This is a genomic window from Mangrovibacterium sp. (genome assembly GCF_059905295.1).
In genome coordinates, this window is sequence record NZ_JBZQJF010000048.1 from 1 (window position 1) to 17517 (window position 17517).

At 44.3% G+C, this 17517-nt stretch carries 16 protein-coding genes; 10 read left to right on the plus strand and 6 right to left on the minus strand.

Annotated features, from left to right (window positions below):
• The first annotated feature begins 627 nt into the window (after positions 1–627).
• Genes glmS through AC37HE_RS02940 form a run of 4 tightly spaced genes read left to right on the plus strand, consistent with a single transcriptional unit; the run spans position 628 to position 5527 of the window.
• Positions 628–2466, plus strand: a complete 1839-nt coding sequence (glmS, locus tag AC37HE_RS02925) for a glutamine--fructose-6-phosphate transaminase (isomerizing) (protein WP_500781283.1) — start codon at positions 628–630, stop codon at positions 2464–2466.
• Positions 2467–2524: 58 nt separating this feature from the next.
• Positions 2525–4447 carry an Ig-like domain-containing domain gene (locus AC37HE_RS02930; protein WP_500781284.1) on the plus strand — a complete coding sequence of 641 codons (1923 nt, stop codon included), beginning with the start codon at positions 2525–2527 and terminating at the stop codon, positions 4445–4447.
• The gene (locus AC37HE_RS02935; RefSeq protein WP_500781285.1) at positions 4362–5237 is read left to right on the plus strand and encodes a DUF3108 domain-containing protein; all 876 of its coding nucleotides are present in this window, start codon (positions 4362–4364) and stop codon (positions 5235–5237) included. Before AC37HE_RS02930 ends, AC37HE_RS02935 begins: the two co-directional genes overlap by 86 nt.
• 2 nt (positions 5238–5239) lie before the next feature.
• Complete coding sequence (locus tag AC37HE_RS02940; RefSeq protein ID WP_500781286.1) at positions 5240–5527, plus strand: hypothetical protein; 288 nt, start codon at positions 5240–5242, stop codon at positions 5525–5527.
• Between the two features lie 2 nt (positions 5528–5529).
• Here the strand turns inward: AC37HE_RS02940 and AC37HE_RS02945 are convergent, their stop codons facing one another.
• Positions 5530–5925 carry a DUF3859 domain-containing protein gene (locus AC37HE_RS02945; RefSeq protein ID WP_500781287.1) on the minus strand — a complete coding sequence of 132 codons (396 nt, stop codon included), beginning with the start codon at positions 5923–5925 and terminating at the stop codon, positions 5530–5532.
• A 248-nt stretch (positions 5926–6173) separates the two neighbouring features.
• Here AC37HE_RS02945 and AC37HE_RS02950 point away from each other — a divergent pair, with 248 nt between their 5' ends.
• The 3 genes from AC37HE_RS02950 to AC37HE_RS02960 all read left to right on the plus strand — a co-directional run bounded on the left by AC37HE_RS02950 (position 6174) and on the right by AC37HE_RS02960 (position 8390).
• Positions 6174–7091, plus strand: coding sequence for a DUF8429 coiled-coil domain-containing protein (locus tag AC37HE_RS02950; RefSeq protein ID WP_500781288.1), 918 nt, complete (start codon positions 6174–6176; stop codon positions 7089–7091).
• 144 nt (positions 7092–7235) lie between these two features.
• Complete coding sequence (locus AC37HE_RS02955) at positions 7236–7694, plus strand: hypothetical protein (RefSeq protein ID WP_500781289.1); 459 nt, start codon at positions 7236–7238, stop codon at positions 7692–7694.
• Positions 7695–7835: 141 nt separating this feature from the next.
• Complete coding sequence (locus AC37HE_RS02960) at positions 7836–8390, plus strand: ClpP family protease (protein WP_500781290.1); 555 nt, start codon at positions 7836–7838, stop codon at positions 8388–8390.
• A gap of 74 nt (positions 8391–8464) precedes the next feature.
• Here AC37HE_RS02960 and mgrA read toward each other — a convergent pair whose 3' ends face one another.
• Entirely contained in the window at positions 8465–9457 is a 993-nt protein-coding gene (gene mgrA, locus AC37HE_RS02965) for an L-glyceraldehyde 3-phosphate reductase (RefSeq protein ID WP_500781291.1), read from the minus strand.
• A 105-nt stretch (positions 9458–9562) separates the two neighbouring features.
• On the opposite strand from mgrA, the gene AC37HE_RS02970 reads away from it, so the two are divergent.
• Together AC37HE_RS02970 and AC37HE_RS02975 are read left to right on the plus strand one after the other, a co-directional pair.
• On the plus strand, positions 9563–10441 hold the full coding sequence (locus tag AC37HE_RS02970) for a pyruvate, water dikinase regulatory protein (protein ID WP_500781292.1): 879 nt from the start codon (positions 9563–9565) through the stop codon (positions 10439–10441).
• A 153-nt stretch (positions 10442–10594) separates the two neighbouring features.
• Entirely contained in the window at positions 10595–11575 is a 981-nt protein-coding gene (locus AC37HE_RS02975) for an ROK family protein (RefSeq protein ID WP_500781293.1), read from the plus strand.
• Between the two features lie 357 nt (positions 11576–11932).
• Here AC37HE_RS02975 and AC37HE_RS02980 read toward each other — a convergent pair whose 3' ends face one another.
• The 4 genes from AC37HE_RS02980 to AC37HE_RS02995 form a co-directional block, all read right to left on the minus strand.
• Positions 11933–12982: an NAD-dependent epimerase/dehydratase family protein gene (locus AC37HE_RS02980; RefSeq protein ID WP_500781294.1), complete on the minus strand. Its 1050-nt coding sequence runs from the start codon at positions 12980–12982 to the stop codon at positions 11933–11935.
• Between the two features lie 167 nt (positions 12983–13149).
• On the minus strand, positions 13150–13641 hold the full coding sequence (locus AC37HE_RS02985; RefSeq protein WP_500781295.1) for a pyridoxamine 5'-phosphate oxidase family protein: 492 nt from the start codon (positions 13639–13641) through the stop codon (positions 13150–13152).
• 17 nt (positions 13642–13658) lie between these two features.
• Positions 13659–15647: a DNA primase gene (dnaG, locus tag AC37HE_RS02990; protein WP_500781296.1), complete on the minus strand. Its 1989-nt coding sequence runs from the start codon at positions 15645–15647 to the stop codon at positions 13659–13661.
• 69 nt (positions 15648–15716) lie between these two features.
• A complete protein-coding gene (locus AC37HE_RS02995; protein WP_500781297.1) occupies positions 15717–16469 on the minus strand; it encodes a sulfite exporter TauE/SafE family protein in 753 nt (250 codons plus the stop codon).
• 156 nt (positions 16470–16625) lie between these two features.
• Here AC37HE_RS02995 and AC37HE_RS03000 point away from each other — a divergent pair, with 156 nt between their 5' ends.
• On the plus strand, positions 16626–17111 hold the full coding sequence (locus tag AC37HE_RS03000; RefSeq protein ID WP_500781298.1) for an outer membrane protein: 486 nt from the start codon (positions 16626–16628) through the stop codon (positions 17109–17111).
• The last annotated feature ends 406 nt before the right edge of the window (positions 17112–17517 follow it).

Genomic DNA, 17517 nt, shown 5'->3' on the forward strand with positions numbered 1-17517 from the left:
AACATCAATAGAAAAAACGTCCGCCTCCGGATATCACGATGCCGGGAAACGCGCCTATGTTTAACCGCAGAGAAGAACACAGAGGAGACGCAGAGGGATTGATTAACGATTGCCGATTATTGATTAACGATTGAGTGACCAGCAACCCGCAACAGCCCCGGACCTATAAAAGGGTAATTATAACCGACAACTTGAAACTTGAAACTCAAAACTTGGAACTTTAACGTTTGCGTCTTTTTACTTCTACATTTTTTATCGGTTATTCGATATTCTACATCTTTTAAAGATTGCTTCCTCTCCGGCAGCTGCCGGATCGCAATGACGGGGAAGCAATCTGTTGTTCTGCATTTCTATTTGAAACATCCTTTTACACCTTATTAAACATTTTCTGTCACTTATTTAAGGGAAAGGGACGGTGATTATCCTCCGAAGTTTGTAGATTTGGGACGTTTATTTCTCCTTTACAGCTTGATTCAGTCTTGGTTAAGTATGAAAAGTCTGAACATCAGGGAGAGAGCTGAAGTCTTTGTTTGTTAGCGAATAGGCGGTAGACTTCTTGTGAAATCGTAAGGTTACACCGATTAAAATCCGGCAGCTGGCTGAGGAGCTGCCTTCAAGTTATTTAGCATGTGTGGAATAGTTGGTTATATAGGGGATAAAAATGTTTATCCGATTTTAATTAAAGGCTTACAACGTTTGGAATACCGGGGTTATGACTCGGCTGGTATTGCTATTTACAACGATAAGCTGAAAACCTATAAGAAAAAAGGTAAGGTAAGCGAACTCGAAGCGTTTGCTGCCGATAAAGATATTCACGGCCATCTGGGGATTGGCCATACGCGGTGGGCAACCCACGGTGAGCCCAGCGACCGGAACTCACATCCGCATAGCTCCATGCACGACGATTTTGTGTTGGTGCATAATGGTATTATTGAGAATTATGCGGAGCTGAAAAAGGATCTAATCGCTAAGGGCTACACTTTCCAAAGTGATACCGATACGGAAGTGTTGGTCAACCTGATTGAATATTTCTACCGTCAGGAAGAGGTGACCAGTGCCGAGATTGCTGTTCGCCTGGCTTTGTCGAAAGTGGTTGGGGCCTATGGCATTGTTGTTCTTTGCCAGCACGAAAAAGATCGGATGATTGCTGCCCGTATGGGAAGCCCGCTGGTTATTGGCATTGGTCAGGGTGAGTATTTTCTGGCTTCGGATGCCAGCCCGATTGTCGAGTATACCGATAGTGTGATCTATATGAATGACGGCGATGTGGCTATCATCGAGAAGCACAGCCTGACACTCAAAACAGTTGATAATGATCCAGCAAACTTCAAAGTGACTAAGGTTGATTTGAGCATTGGCGACCTGGAGAAAGGTGACTTTGACCATTATATGCTGAAGGAAATTTTTGAGCAACCCGATACGATCCGGGATACTTACCGTGGCCGTATTCGCAAAGATCAGGACGACATTGTTCTGGGGGGCTTGATTGATGTTTTCCCGAAGATTGCAGAAGCGAACCGCATTATTATCATTGGTTGTGGCACCAGCTGGCATGCCGGCCTGGTGGCTGAATACCTCATTGAAGAGTATGCACGTGTACCGGTTGAGGTAGAGTATGCCTCGGAGTTCCGTTACCGCAAGCCGATCATTAATGTAGGCGATGTGGTTATTGCCATCAGTCAAAGCGGTGAAACAGCCGATACGCTGGCAGCCCTGAAAATGGCGAAGGAGCAAGGGGCTTTGATCCTGGGAATCTGCAACGTTGTTGGTTCCAGTATTGCCCGTTTAACCGATGCAGGCGTTTATACGCATGCCGGTGCTGAGATCGGTGTTGCTTCAACCAAAGCTTTTACGGCGCAGGTTACGGTGTTGACCTTGTTTGCTTTCAAACTGGCCAAAGTACGTGGAATGATTGATGCCGAAACACTGAAAATGTTTATCGGCGAGATGTTGGCCATTCCAGAAAAGGTCGAAAGTATTTTACTGAAACACCCGCATATAAAAGCTGTAGCTGAGAAATATAAAGATGCTGTAAATGCCCTTTACCTGGGGCGTGGCTACTTGTTCCCGGTGGCACTTGAAGGTGCATTGAAGCTGAAAGAGATTTCATATATGCATGCCGAAGGTTATGCAGCCGGTGAAATGAAACACGGACCGATTGCTTTGGTTGATGATAATCTGCCAGTGGTTGTAGTTTCAGCTAAAGACGACTATTACGAGAAGGTGGTGAGCAACATTCAGGAGGTGAAGGCCCGTAAAGGGAATATCATTGCAGTGGTAACCGAAGGTGACAATGGCCTGCGTACGATGGCTGACGATTTATTTGAAGTGCCTGAGTCGCATCCGGCTGTTGCTGCTTTGCTGACCGTGGTGCCGCTGCAGTTGTTTGCTTACTATATTGCCCTGATGCGGGGGTGCGATGTGGATCAGCCCCGTAACCTGGCGAAGTCGGTAACTGTGGAATAAGATTTTTGATGACAAACAGAGCATCTGGATGCTCAAACTATAGTTGGACAGAGAACAAATGAGGAGATTTTTATTTATAGCAATTTTGGGATACCTGGGATACCTGGTTTTCACAACATCATGTGCAAACCCGGGGATGCCTTCCGGTGGTCCTAAAGATTCAATTCCCCCGGTTGTAGTTCGCACGGTGCCTGCTTTCGAGGCCAGGAATTACAAAGGTAAGACGGTGAGCATCACCTTTGATGAGTTCATTCAGTCGAGCGATGTATCGCAACAACTGGTCATTTCGCCGCCGATTAAAAAAGCGCCGATCATTAAAACCAAATCGAAAACTTTAATTCTCGATTTCACGGATCGCTTAGACACTAATAAAACCTATTCGTTGGATTTTAGGAATTCAATAAAAGATAATAACGAAGGTAATGCATTGCGGAACTTTCGCTTTGCCTTTAGTAACGGGCCGAAGCTCGACAGCCTGACCTTAGGTGGTTATGTTCGGATGGCCCAGAATATGGAGCCGGTGCTGGATGCCTTGATTGTGTTACACCGGGAGGATAGCCTGAGTGCATTTCGCGACAGTATTCCGGATTATATTGCCAAGACCGACTCGGATGGCTTTTACCAGATTACAAATATTGCTGAAGGGAAATACCGGTTGTATGCGCTGCAGGATCTGGACAATAGCATGACTTACAACTCGGCGGATGAGTTAATTGCCTTCTTCGACTCGCTGGTTGTTCCTGTTGCTCCCTTGCAACCCGACTCGACACTGATGGCACACCTCAAAGATAGTAAGGAGGATGATCAGGTACATCAGGCTATTCTTGAAAAGTTGGCACGTCAGCGTGCCGATTTGCATCCGTATTATTTGCTGCTTTTTCAAGAGCCGTCAAAGGATCAGTACCTGAATGATTCGAAAAGGGAACGGGATAATTACTGCCAGTTTCTTTTTAATAAAGGGGTGAGTGATACCTTTGGCATTAAGCTGATTAATGCTGATCCAAAACCCGATTATGCCTTGTATGAATATTCGGCCAAGCGCGATACTGTTAGTCTGTGGATTCGCGATACAACCATCAGCCATATGGATACGCTACAGTTTCAGCTGAAGTATGTGGTGCTCGACAGTATGCAGAATCGTATTTATAAAACTGATACGCTCGACCTGGCCTATTTACGTCCGGAACAGAAAGAGCAGAAGCGTAAGAAGAAGAAGGAGGAAGAAGAAGTTGACAAGAAGCCGGAGATACAGCATTTTTCTTTCAAGGGCAACGGGAAAGATGCTTTTGATGTCTACAGTAAATTAACGCTGACAGTTCCCGAACCTTTGGAATCGTTCGATTACGATAAGGTACGCTTGTATCACAAGGTTGATACTGTTTTCGAAGAACTGAACTTCAATATTCAAAAGGATAGTATGAATCTGCGAAAGTATTCGATAAGCTATCCCTGGGAGTTTGATGAATCCTATAAACTGGAGATTGATTCTGCTGCAGCAGTGACAATCAGTGGCTATCCGTCGAATAAATTCGCTCAAAACCTGAAGATTCAGCAGGAAGCCTTCTATGCCAAAATCATCCTTACAGTTACCAATCTGCGAGGGCCAAGTTTTATTCAGTTGTTGAAGAATACCGATAAGGAGGAAGTTGTGCAGCAAATTTCGGTTGATGCCGACGGGGAGATCGAATTCCCGTATCTGACTCCGGACAAGTATAAGATTAAACTGGTGATCGATCACAATAAAAACGGCAAGTGGGATACCGGTAACATCGAGAAAGGAATCCAACCTGAACGGGTGGTTTATTATCCGAAGATTCTGAAGCTACGATCCAATTTTGAAGTTCGTGAAACCTGGAATTTGCCGAAAGATCTGCAGTTTAAAAAAGACCTAATTGATGAAGATCAATCTGAAAAAGATACCAAACGACCGGGAGGAAAAGCGAAAGGTGGTTCTGGCCGCCCGGGTGGTTTGTCGCTTTAGTCTTCAAATTTTACTGGTATTTACGAGCTTCTTTTCTGTCCGTGCGCAGACGGAGGAGCTGCCTTTTTCTCCGGGAGAAGAAATTCGTTACGGAGCCTATTACAACTGGCACTTTATCTGGGTAAATGCCGGAGAAGTTAGCTTTCATGCCGATACAGTGTCTGATCATGGTCAAGACGAGTGGTTGGTCAAAGCAACAGGCCATACCTACAGGGCTTACGACATGTTTTATACGGTTCGCGATACTTTCCTGACTTATTTAAATGAAACGGATTTTCAGCCGCGGTACTTTTACCGGGCCGTTCATCATGGTGGTTCCAATTCATGGCAGTCGTACGCCTTTAATCAGCCGCCGGGAAAAGTCGATTATTATGACGATGGAAGTAAAACCGACCTTGTTCATAAAGAGTTGCCTTATCGCCCGGGAATTCACGATGTGCTGAGCCAGGCTTACCAGTTTCGTAAATACGACTTTGATAGCCTGAAGAACGGTCAGCTTGTGAAATTTAAGATGATGGTGGACGATAAAATTGGTGACTTCTATTTTCGGTACAAGGGGAAAGAAGATGTGAAAACCCGCAACGGAAGACATTTTATGTGCCATAAAGTTTCCATTTGGCTGATGGAAGGCGAATTTTTCCCCGAAGGAGAAGATATGTATGTTTGGTTTACCGCCGATCGAAATCATATACCAATTATGGTCGAGACTAAAATCCAGATTGGATCAGTAAAGGCCATTTTTTTAGATGCAAAATCATTAACTTACCCCTTAAATTCAGAAATACACTGATTATGGCAAATTTAAGAGACTTGAAAAAGGATATCGATTACCTGGTTGGCCAGGTGGTTATGGATTGTTTCGAATACATTTACAGTACGGAGGAAGCTGATGCTGAAGGTGCTTACGCCATTGTTGGTGAAGTGCTGGTCATGCGGAATCAACTGCGCAACCGGTCAAATCATCCGGACGGAAAAGATAATCGGAAGCTGACCAGGCAGTACTATCAGAAACTAGGTAAAGACCTGGTTGAAGGATGTGATCAGTGCTACGAAAAGCTTGGGAAATTAGTGAATAGCTAAGATCAACTGTTTTTGCTGACAAGATAGAGTGTTTTGTCAGCAATTACTTTTCCATCCAACTCGGTAATCAAGCGCCAGGGGCCCAGCTTATCTTCCAGCGGTTCCCAAATACAATCTCCCAGAAAGAATTCATAATCGTTGCTGTTGACGTACACCTCTCCGGTAAAATCGTCCATCACCTCGCCGTTTTCATCCTTAAATGGCGGATGAATAATCCGAAAAGTAATCTTTGAGCCTTTCGCTTTTTTGATTCGTAAGATATAGCCGAATTCCGTACCGATGTCGGATTCAATGGTATCGGTAATATTCAAAATCTTCGGAAGTGCTTTACTCTCGCGATCCCAGGTCGAATACTCGCCATAGGTGTATAAGCTGATATCAAATTTTCGTTTGGCCAATTGTTAGTGCGTTAAAAAAGGAGTCGAACTTTCCCCTCTGATAGATACGTCGCAAAGATAGAAAAGTATTCGTTTGCCGGTTGTTGACATGGGAAGCCGGTTGTCGGTATGGTATTATTTGACTGCCCGTAAAATAATACTAATTTTACGGGCGATTTTTGCGAAACAATGGAATGAAATTTGATAAGCTAGGGCATCTCAGATTTCAAGACCTTATTGAACGAACCTGAGAAACAAAAAATTGATTTATGGCTGAGTTGGAAAAGAAAAAGAAGTTTTCAATGGGAAGTACAGATTCGGAACGACGGAAAAACCTGATCGTTGCTTTTTTAGTTATCATTCTGGTTGTTGTAGTTGTGCTCTTCTTTATGCAACGTAACGAGCAGAAGGGGTTGATGCAATCGCTGAATCTGGAGAAAAACCAAATTCAGACTGAATTGAACCAGATGGTTCAACATTACGACTCGTTGAAAACAGACAATGATACTTTGAATGCTGCTTTGTTTGTCGCACAAACGAAAGTGAAGGATTTGCTGCTTGAAGTAGGGCAAATTAAAAAGGCCAGCTACCAGCAAATTTCGCAATACCAGGAAGAAGTTGGCTCGTTACGGAAGATTATGCGGAACTACATTGTTCAGGTAGACTCACTGAACCGTCGTAACCAGCAGCTGATGGAGGAGAACAAGCAGGTTAAGCAAGACTATATAGCGTCGGAAAGCCGAAATAAGGAACTGCAGCAAGAGAAAGAGCAAATGGCCCAGCGGATTCAGCGGGCTGCGATGCTGGAGGCCCTAAACCTCCGGGTTGCCGGGATCAATCACAAGGGCAAAGAAGTGAATAACAGCTCAAAGGCCGAACAGTTGATGATTAGCTTTACCTTGAGCAAAAATGTTACGGCGAAGCGCGGCGCTAAAGATTTATATGTGCGTATTCTGCGTCCTGACCAGATTTTGCTGGTGAAATCGAAAAGTGATCTGTTTCAGTTCGAAGACCTGAAGATTCCTTACTCAGCTATGCGTCAAGTGACTTATGAAGGAAATGAGCTTCCTGTCAATATCTATTGGGACAATGCCGGTTTCGATCCGTTTATGACAGGCGATTATACCATCGATATTTTTGCCGATGGAAATAATATCGGAACGACAAGTTTTTCATTTAGAAAGTAACATTCTAAAAACCAGATACAGAAGCCGGATTTATCATCCGGCTTTTTTGTTTTAACGGGCTTATTGGATTTACAATTCCGTGGTTGTGTTGGATCTGTTTTTTTGTTAACTTGGGTTTTCGGAAAACAAAAAACCATCAACACCATGAAAACCTATCTTAAACTAGCCACTTTTCTTCTTGTTTTATTGGCCTTCGGTTGTCAGAAAAATGATTGCAAAGATATTGATTGCTTTACTCCACCCGGATCTTTTACTTTCCGACTGATCGGCATAAGCTCCGGAGAGGATTTGTTTGCGAACGGAACACTCGATTCGACTGCTATTACGGTGGTTAACACCTATGACGAGGCTAATTTCGAGTATAACTTCGATAGCTATGACGACCAATGTTATCTGACAATTTACTCAGTTGGCTGGCAAACAGAAATTGTCAATTTGGAAGTAAGGTCAGGTGGAGACTTGCTGTTTACCTTTTATGTTGATGCTGAGCGTAAAATGGGGAATTGCTGCTCCTACACCCAATATAACGAAGTTCGAATTGATGATGCCGAATTTGAATATGATACAGCGGATTATCTGTATAAAATATTAATCCCGGAATAGTTTCCGGACCATTCAGTGCATTTTAATTGAGCATTTTCTTGCTTGCATTGTTAATTTTACTGACTGAAGCAGATCTTGCTTTTCAGTTTTGAGAGAAAATAATGTAATATTGTTGTTAGAATAGATTAAAACCAAAGATACATGAACGGAAAATCAAAATTACAAAACGAAATAGATGCCAAATTGCTTGGCGAACGGAAGGTGTTTTTATGGGGACAGGTGGATGACCACTCAGCAAAACATGTTGTTGAACGCTTGTTGTACCTTGAAATGCAAGAACCTGGAAAAGAAATCCAGCTGATCATTAACAGTCCGGGTGGATATGTTACAGCCGGTTTTGCGATTTACGATACGATCAAAAGTATCAGCAGCCCGGTTTCAACAATCTGTACGGGTTTAGCAGCTTCAATGGGCTCTATCCTGTTGTCGGTTGGCGAAAAAGGTCGTCGCTTTGTGATGCCTCATGCTCGTGTGATGATTCACCAGCCTAGTGGTGGTGCCGGTGGTCCTGCTTCCGACATTGAGATCCAAATGAATGAGATCATCAAAACTAAAAATCTGGGAGCTCAGATTTTAGCGGACAACTGTGGTCAACCGTTTGAACGCGTCATGAAAGATTTCAACCGCGATTACTGGATGTCGGCCGAAGAGTCACTTGAATACGGTATCGTTGACGGTATCAAGACTGAAATTTAATTTGAGAATAATCATATCAAAATGAAAAATCCGGATTTGATCGTCCGGATTTTTTTATGCTTGTTCGTTTGAATTTAGTCTTTCAAGATTTCTTCAATCCGGTTTAATTCTTCCGACATAAATTCAAGCTTGTTGATTGTTGCAACATTATCTTCCAGCTGTTTTACCGAGCTTGCCCCAATGAGTACCGAGCTTACCCGTTGGTCTTTCATCAACCAGGCTAATGACATTTGTGCCAGGCTTTGCCCGCGTTGTTGAGCCAACTCATTCAGCTTCTTAACTTTTGCCAGGGCTGGTTCAACCATGTGAGGCTTCAGAAAACCCCACGATTTGGAAGCTCTTGATCCTTCGGGAATGCCATTTAGGTATTTATCGGTTAATAATCCCTGGGCGAGTGGCGAAAAGGCAATGCAACCGATACCTTCTTCTTCCAAAACATCCAGCAATTCGTCTTCCACCCAGCGAACGAACATGCTGTACTTGGGTTGATGAATCAAACAAGGCGTGCCCAATTCGCGCAGGATTTTGGCTGCCTCGCGGGCTTTATCTGCCGGGTAGTTGGAGATTCCTGCATAAAGAGCTTTTCCCTGGCGAACGGCATGATCCAGTGCCATCATACTTTCTTCCAGCGGAGTCTCCGGATCCGGTCGGTGGTGGTAGAAAATGTCGACATAGTCAAGTCCCATCCGTTTCAGGCTTTGATCGAGGCTGGCAAGCATATATTTGCGGCTTCCCCAATCTCCGTAAGGGCCGTCCCACATGGTATAACCGGCTTTCGTCGATATAATCAGCTCGTCCCGGTAAGCGGATAAATCCTGTTTCAGAATTTTACCAAAGTTTTCTTCTGCCGATCCGGGTGGCGGACCATAGTTATTGGCCAGATCGAAATGCGTAATTCCCAGGTCAAAAGCCCGGTGGATCATTGCCCGGCCGTTCTCAAAAACATCAACACCACCGAAGTTATGCCATAAACCCAGCGAGAAAGCAGATAGCTTGATGCCGGATCGTCCGCATCGTTTATAGGGCATTGTCTGATAGCGTGAAGTGTTCGCAGTATAGGACATCATTAATCTTTTTTTGTAGTCTTTCAAAGATAGTTGAACCTGTTCAATAACAAATGCATTTGTTAAGAAGAAGTGATTAACTTAGTAGAAACCTAAAAACAAATCAATATGAATGATGCAACAAATCGACCCTCTCCAATTTATGTCGTTTCCGGCGGAAAAGGACTCGCCGGCAACAACATGGTTCAGTCGATATTGATCCAATATCCCAATAATAATGTACCGGTTATTTTAATCCCCCACGTGGTTGAGGAAGGTCAGGTTTTGGATACCGTTCAAAAAGCGAAGAATGATGGTGGCCTGATCACTCATACGATGGTGCAGCATTCACTTCGTCGCCGATTGATTGAGCTTTGTGCGGAGCATGGCGTGCCACAAATCGATTTTATGGGACCTTTGGCCGAATATCTGGATGAAAAGCTGGAAATCCCTTCCTTGCAGTCACCGGGCTTGTTCAGGGAGCTAAAACAACAGTATTTCGATCGGATTGATGCCATTGAATTTACACTGGATCACGATGACGGTGTGAGTCCCCAGCGCCTGAGTGAAGCAGAGATTGTTTTGTGTGGTTTGTCACGGTCGGGGAAAACACCACTGAGTGTGTACCTGGCTTTATACGGATGGAAAGTGGCGAATGTGCCTCTTGTTCCTGGTATTGATCCGCCGGCAGAGTTATTTGATATTGATCCGGGGCGCGTTTTTGGCTTGCAGATTAGTAAAAACCAGCTGCTGTCGCATCGGGTAAAACGGCTGCGCAATTTTAAAAATACGGACAATACGAACTATATCGATGAGCAAAATCTAACGGAGGAAATTCGCTTTGCCAACCTGATTTTCCTGAAAGGACGTTTTACCGTGATTCCGGTGACCAATAAGCCCGTTGAATCGTCGGCGAACGAGATTATCGGTTATATGGCCTCCCGTTACGATTTTGGAGGGCGTAAAGTTCATTCTCCATTCCACGAACCTGATGATGATAACCCGTAGACGCGGTTTTGTATGCTTATTTGGTTTCATTAAAAATACAGGACAGGCCCCTAAGTTGAAAGGCCTGTAGCTTTTCTGCTTTTAACAAATTGTTATCTTTACAGGCTGATTGAAAAATCATGAATTTTAAACAAACCACTAAATCTTTTAAATATGAACAGAAAAGCAACTGTAGGCGTCGATATAGGCGGTACTAATACCGCAATCGGGGTCGTTGATGCTGTAGGTAATGTGTTGGTAAAAGATAGTATTGAAACACCTTCGCATGGAGATGTTGACAAATACATTGTCGATTTATCGAATGCAATAAAAGCCCTTATTAAATCAGTAAAACTGGTCAATTCGGAAATTGAAATTATGGGGATCGGTTTGGGAGCACCAAACGGGAACTATTACAACGGAACAATCGAGTATGCTCCGAACCTTTCATTTAAAGGGGTCGTTCATTTTGTCGATCTTCTGAAAGAGAAATTTCCGGAAATGGAATACATCGCACTAACTAACGACGCTAACGCTGCGGCTATCGGAGAAATGATCTACGGTGGCGCAAAAGACATGAAAAACTTCGTGATGTACACCTTGGGAACAGGTGTAGGTAGCGGAGTAGTGGTAAACGGTGATTTAGTTTACGGTCACGATGGTTTTGCCGGCGAATGCGGGCATACCACTTTAATTCCGGGCGGACGTGCCTGCGGATGTGGCGCAAGAGGTCACTTAGAAGCATATTGCTCAGCTCCGGGAATGAAACGTACAGCTTTCGAAATTATGGCTCGCGAAAATTCGGGCAATAGTTTGTTGGCCGATAAGTCATTTAAAGAGTTGAACTCGAAGATGATCTACGATGCTGCTGTTAAAGGTGATGACGTTGCTTTGGAGGTGTTTGAGCAAACCGGGAAATGGTTAGGTCAAGGTCTGGCTGATACGGTTCACCACTTAAGCCCGGAAGCGATCTTCATTTTTGGAGGCCCCGCTGCTGCAGGAGAATATATTTTCAAGCCAACAAAGGAAAGTATGGAGGCTCATTTGCTGCCAATCTTTAAGAACAAGATCAAGGTTTTACCTTCAGAGTTGAAGCCTGGAGATGCTGCGATTGTCGGAGCCAGTGCCTTGGTTTGGAAAGAAATGGAAAAATAATCCAATCAGGATAGTTGAGGAGGGAGTTTCGAAAGGAGCTCCCTTTTTTGTTCAAATACTTCTTTTTGATTCCGGCCTTGAGGACAAAAAATGAAGTATCGCCATACAATCCGTTTAGCCTGCCAGGCATATCGGCGTAACGACGAAAAAGAATTGAACAACTTATCGCTTGTTATTACCCCAAACCCATGAAGGGGCTTTAGCATCCTGCGAGATATATAGCACTTTAGCCGCCTCGAAGCGCCCTCCGCCTAATGAAAGAGAGCGTTAAGAATCCAGTTGAAGAGTGCTTTAAATTTGGACAAGAGAGGATAATAATGCTTAAGTCATCCTGTTTCAATAACCAGGGGCGGTCGTTTAATGTTTTTTTCCCTGTGGTGTCAATAGCTCTACATCTTTAAGGAAAAGATGAGCGATATCCTGAATGGTAGTATCCAACGGTCGGTATTCAAAATCGATAGAATGCTGAATTTTGGAGCCATTAAAGTGATTGATTTTGTTACTTCCCGATACTGCTTCTCTTGTGATCACTGGTCGTTTACCGGAGAAAAAGCTGGCCAGCTTGGCAGCGCGCCAGGCGACCTGCAAAATCAGGTCGGAAGCAAATGTTTTGGGGCGAGGTCGTTGCAGGGCATCAGCAATTTTATTGAAGAAGTCCTGAAAACTCATGTTGCCGGCATTCAGTATAAATCGTTGATTTTTGAATTGATCGAAGATCTCCGGTTGCATAAGTTGGGTCATGACCTGGCTAACATCCCGAACGTCAACAAAGCCGGTTTCGCCTTTGGTGTAATATTTTAAGCCTTTCCAGATGGTTTGAAAAAGTTTAGGGCTTCCAATGTCCCAGTTTCCGGGACCAAGAATAATCGATGGGTTTACAATAACGGCATCCATCCCTTCCTCGATACCCCGCCATACTTCCATCTCGGAGAAGAACTTGCTTAGGCTGTATGTCGATTTTTGTTTTGAAGGAACCCAATAGGTTTCCTCGTTAATCTGTGTTCCATCCTGTGTTTTGCCTAAGGCTGCTATGGAGCTAACGTGGCAAAAACGCTTCACCTTGTTGAAGATTGCTGCATCAATCAGGTTGGCTGTACCTTTAACATTATTATTGAGCATGCTGTCGTGATCGTTCGCGTGGAACGATACCATGGCAGCGCAGTGGTATATATCGGTTACGCCGCTCAGAATTTCCTCCATGCTGTGATAGTCGAGAATATCACCTTCAACCCATTCTATTTGCTCGAAAAGTTCCTCGGCATTAGGCGTATAGTAGGAGAATGTCTTGACAACCGACCTCAGGTTGCTACTTGAGCGTTTTAATGCCCGAACGTGGTTCCCGGTTTGTAGTAAGTTGAGAAGCAAGTGAGACCCGACAAGACCTGTTCCTCCGGTTACAAAAATCATCGTTCACCTCCTTTCAGAAAAGGAAAATTCAGCGGAAGATTTTGCATTGGATGCAGATCGGTATTCAGCAGTTTCTTCAATGTCAATGATGGATTAGGTACACATAGGCAAAAATAACGATCTCTTTCAGATTTCATCGAGGATTAAGCCAATTTAACGGTCGCCGGCTATTCTTTATCCTGATTCCATGGAGTAAGAGCCTTGGCTCCGAACTCTTTGCCGACAATTTTATCGATATGTACTTTCATGATGCCTACATTGACTACCGCTGGTTTGCTAAATTTGAATTCGCGGTCGCTGTATTGGCACATGGTCTTTTCGAGACAACTTACCTTCTCATCGAAATCATCAATAAATTCAACCGTTCCTTCAACTAAAACCGACTTGGATTTAACGCGGTAGCTGCAACCAACACGGACATCCTGCCAGGCCAATTCTTCACCTAAAGTCCAGTTAATGCAGATTTTAGGATTTTTCTGAACCGTTTCCCACATGCGGCCGTGTTGTGCCGAGTGTAAAATGACGGTTTCACCATCGTAGCCAAAATTTAGGGGTAACACGTAAGGCATATCCTCATCGCTCATGGCTACATAACAGGTTTTACACGCTCGGATTACTTCGTCAATTTCTTTTCGGTCTTCAATAAAATGGGTTCTCATAGGTGGGGGATTGGGGGTTACAAAATAGTACGGTTACCAAGTTGTTCACTTAAGTTTTTGGCAACCTTTTTTAGATTGATATATTGGTTTTGATGTTCCATTAAAGCTTCCCAGTCTTTTGTTTTTCCGGCCTCCTGAATTTGATTTTCCAGTCCGCGTAGCAAGTTACGAACTTTACTCAGTTTGTATTCCTGCACAATCTTGGGGACCAGTAGGTCTAAGATCTCGTGTTCTTCTTCGACAAAAGCACCACCTTTTTTCCAGCGTTTGCTTTCGATGTATTTATCCGCCAGCAAATCGGTTGCCAGCTGGCTGATTTGCGGGTCGCTGTTACGAATGAAGAAGGCCTGAGGTTTAAACCCGGTATTTTCCAGGTTCTCAGCAAACAGATCCAGTATTCGGTTGATCAACTCATTGTCGGAAACTAAACCGTCGTTGTCCAGTTCTTCCAGTACAAACTGACCAACTGAAATACTTACGGGGTTCCCTGCTTCATCCTCCTCTTCAAACACCTCTTCGTTGAAGTACTTCAGCATGATACGAATAATTTCGCGCTCCTCTATTTCGCAGGTGTACTGCGGCTTGGGAGGGGCTACCGACTTTGTTGCCGTCGTTGTTGGCTCGTTGTAAAAGAAGTCGGGGCCAGGTTCTTGCTGTTGCTGGTAATTCCGGTCGCGATAGCTTTTCTTTTGGAGCTCCTCGGTTTGCTTCTGAATAATTTTTCGTACTTGTTCGTACAAAACTTCTTCCTGCACATCCATTAAGCGACTGCAATCCTGAATGTAAATTGAGCGCGTGATGGCATCAGGAACAATGGCAATCGAGCGAACAATATCATTCACCAGTCGGGCTTTTTCGATCGGATCGTTAGCTGCGCCGGTCATCAATAGCTTTGTTTTGAAACGGATGAAGTCGGTTTCGTTTTCCTCGATGTAGGCAGTCAGCTGACTTGAGCTCATGGATCGTGCAAAGGAGTCCGGATCTTCTCCGTCAGGCAATAAGAGTACTTTTACATTGACGCCCTCTTCCAGCACGAGATCAATACCGCGTAATGACGCCTTTATCCCTGCTGCATCGCCGTCATAGATGATGGTAATGTTTGGGGTGAAACGCTTAATAAGGCGGATTTGATCGTGGGTGAGGGCTGTTCCCGACGAGGCAACAACGTTCTCAATACCGGCCTGGTGCAGCGAAAGTACATCGGTATAGCCTTCAACCAGGTAGCACTTGTCGAGTCGGATCACTTCGCGCTTGGCTTGATAAATGCCGTACAAAACCCGGCTTTTGTGGTAAATATCCGACTCAGGCGAGTTCAGGTATTTGGCCGTGTTTTTATCGGCTTTGAGCGTTCGCCCGCCAAAAGCAATAACACGCCCTGCAACGTTATGGATGGGAAACATCACCCGTCCGGCAAAGCGGTCACGGATCCAGTCGTCGCGCCGAATGGTTAGCCCGGTACGTTCCAGGTATTCCATTTTGTAGCCTTGCTTTTGCGCTTGTTGCGTAAAAGCATCTTTTCCGTCGGGGCAAAAGCCAAGCTCAAACTTTTTGATGATCTCGTCGCGGATACCACGCTCCCGAATGTAGCTTAAGCCAACAGCACGACCTTCCTCTTCCTCCAATAGGTAGCGAGAGAAATATTTTTGTGCCCAGGCTGAAACGATCATCATACTTTCGCGATCGTCCTTTTGTTGCTTTTGCTCCGGGCTTTCTTCTTCCTCTTTAATTTCGATATGGTACTTCCGGGCTAACCATTTTAAGGCTTCGGGGTAGGAGAGTGTCTCGTGCTCCATAATGAAGTTGACCGAGTTACCACCTTTGCCACAACCAAAGCATTTAAAAATACCTTTGGATGGCGAGACGGTGAACGACGGTGTCTTTTCGTTGTGGAACGGGCAGTTTCCGATCATGTTCACTCCTCTGCGTTTGAGGGTAACAAATTCGCCTACGACTTCCGAGATTTCGGCCGCATCAATAATTCGGTCTATGGTTGCCTGATCAATCATGAACCACAAAAATAGCAAAAATAGGAACGTGATTAGTCGGACTTGGAAGTGGCCCCTGGCAATTTAAAGCTAGATAAGCAGTAAAAAGGCTGATAGTGCGGTGATAACAATAACGGCGCTTCGATAAACTTTTTCCGGAAGTATCTTCACCAGTTGAATTCCGAGGAATGCCCCCAGGGCAATGGCCGGAATGGTGATTAAATCGAGTGAGAGCGATGACCAGCTGATGGTTTTCCAAATGAAGATGTGAAGTGGGAATTTGCTGTAGTTTACAATGAGGAAAAACCAGGCTGATGTACCAATGAAACTGTTCTTTGGGAGGTGCATGGCCAACAGGTAAATTGCGAAGATGGGACCGGCTACATTGCCGATCATGGTGGCAAAGCCTCCCAAAACCCCCATTGCTGCAGCGAACCACCACTGGTCGGGGAAAAACTGTTGTTCTTTTTTACGGTCGCGCCAAAGCATTAGACCAATACAAAGAAAGACCAGGATTGCAATGATGTTTTTGAATTGCTCATCGTTGACCACTTCGCCAACCCACAGTGCCAGACCGATACCCACAAAAGCCCAGGGGATGATCTTCCACAGGTACGTCCATTGCGCGTGGCGCCGGTAGTACAGCACACCAAATAAATCGGCAATCATCAGGATCGGGAGTAACACACCGGTTGATTGTTTGCCGCCGAAAATAATAGCCAGCACCGGAACAACAATCATGGAAACACCGGGAACCCCAACTTTAGACATCCCAATTAACATGGCACAAACGGCCATGAGTAACCATTGAATAAGATTAAGATCCAGAAAATGTTGTTCCATGTTGTGTGTTTGAAGAGCTGTAAAGGTAAAAAAGAATCGGGACTCAGGTAATTGCCGTCTGGTTGATAAATCATTAACAAAATAAAGGGGCTCTGTTTCGATTATTTTGTTATTGTTGCATTTTGAATTTTACCAATAGACAGAAAACCAGAGAACATGAAAAAGAATCTTCTACTACTCGTAGCTTTGTTGGCCACAACAGGTGTATTTGCCCGAAAGTCTGAAATAAGTAAGTTTCGCGCCGGTTTCGGAACCCTATATGCCGGTGCAATTCAGAATCTGGGCTATCAATTCAATGGAATTTACACGGTGAACGACCACTGGGAGGCAGAGCTGGCTTATACCCATATTTTCAAAAAGAAACAGATGGGCTACAATGTGCTGGATTTTAATGCGCACTATGTTTTCATGCACCCGAACGACGAGTGGAGCATTTATGCTTTGGGGGGAATGGGTTTCAATTTCCTCCGCCTTAGCGATGGCGAGAAGGATTATTATACCGATACCCGGCTTGGGGCTAATCTGGGCCTGGGAGCAAATTACACGATTACCGACAAGCTAAGCCTGGCACCGCAGCTTTATTACACCTTCAGCGAAAAGGGGTATACACGGATCGGGCTAAGTATTCAGTATTTGTTTTAAGAGAGTTTTCAGATATGTAGAATATCGAATAACCAATAAGAAATGTAGAAGTAAGAAAACGCAAACGTTAAAGTTCCAAGTTTTGAGTTTCAAGTTGTCTGTTATAATTACCCTTATAGAAGCTCCCACTGCTCTCGCTTGTGCGCGATTGTATCGCGTTCCTTTTTTGGAATTTAAAACCTGGAATATGAGTCAAATATGAAGCTCTTTCAATCCTTCATTCCATCAACCCTTCTATCCGTCATTGGTAACCATGACGGCGACTGAATATTTAAAAGCAATCCTAGCGTTTTTGAGTTCATTGACTTTCACCGAAAAAAAAGGAGAAAGCCATATCGGCTCTCTCCTTGGGTTGGGATGTTTGCTATAGTTGCAAACCGTGCTACTTACTTTTCATATGAACATC

Bases quoted from the DNA above. Each gene is read 5' to 3' on its own strand.
- AC37HE_RS02995 (WP_500781297.1), bottom strand. From the start codon at position 16,469: ATGGAACAACATTTTCTGGATCTTAATCTTATTCAATGGTTACTCATG.
- AC37HE_RS03000 (WP_500781298.1), top strand. From the start codon at position 16,626: ATGAAAAAGAATCTTCTACTACTCGTAGCTTTGTTGGCCACAACAGGT.
- AC37HE_RS02980 (WP_500781294.1), bottom strand. From the start codon at position 12,982: ATGATTTTTGTAACCGGAGGAACAGGTCTTGTCGGGTCTCACTTGCTT.
- AC37HE_RS02975 (WP_500781293.1), top strand. From the start codon at position 10,595: ATGAACAGAAAAGCAACTGTAGGCGTCGATATAGGCGGTACTAATACC.
- dnaG (WP_500781296.1), bottom strand. From the start codon at position 15,647: ATGATTGATCAGGCAACCATAGACCGAATTATTGATGCGGCCGAAATC.
- AC37HE_RS02970 (WP_500781292.1), top strand. From the start codon at position 9,563: ATGAATGATGCAACAAATCGACCCTCTCCAATTTATGTCGTTTCCGGC.
- AC37HE_RS02985 (WP_500781295.1), bottom strand. From the start codon at position 13,641: ATGAGAACCCATTTTATTGAAGACCGAAAAGAAATTGACGAAGTAATC.
- glmS (WP_500781283.1), top strand. From the start codon at position 628: ATGTGTGGAATAGTTGGTTATATAGGGGATAAAAATGTTTATCCGATT.
- AC37HE_RS02960 (WP_500781290.1), top strand. From the start codon at position 7,836: ATGAACGGAAAATCAAAATTACAAAACGAAATAGATGCCAAATTGCTT.
- AC37HE_RS02935 (WP_500781285.1), top strand. From the start codon at position 4,362: ATGAAGATCAATCTGAAAAAGATACCAAACGACCGGGAGGAAAAGCGA.
- AC37HE_RS02930 (WP_500781284.1), top strand. From the start codon at position 2,525: ATGAGGAGATTTTTATTTATAGCAATTTTGGGATACCTGGGATACCTG.
- AC37HE_RS02940 (WP_500781286.1), top strand. From the start codon at position 5,240: ATGGCAAATTTAAGAGACTTGAAAAAGGATATCGATTACCTGGTTGGC.
- AC37HE_RS02955 (WP_500781289.1), top strand. From the start codon at position 7,236: ATGAAAACCTATCTTAAACTAGCCACTTTTCTTCTTGTTTTATTGGCC.
- mgrA (WP_500781291.1), bottom strand. From the start codon at position 9,457: ATGATGTCCTATACTGCGAACACTTCACGCTATCAGACAATGCCCTAT.
- AC37HE_RS02950 (WP_500781288.1), top strand. From the start codon at position 6,174: ATGGCTGAGTTGGAAAAGAAAAAGAAGTTTTCAATGGGAAGTACAGAT.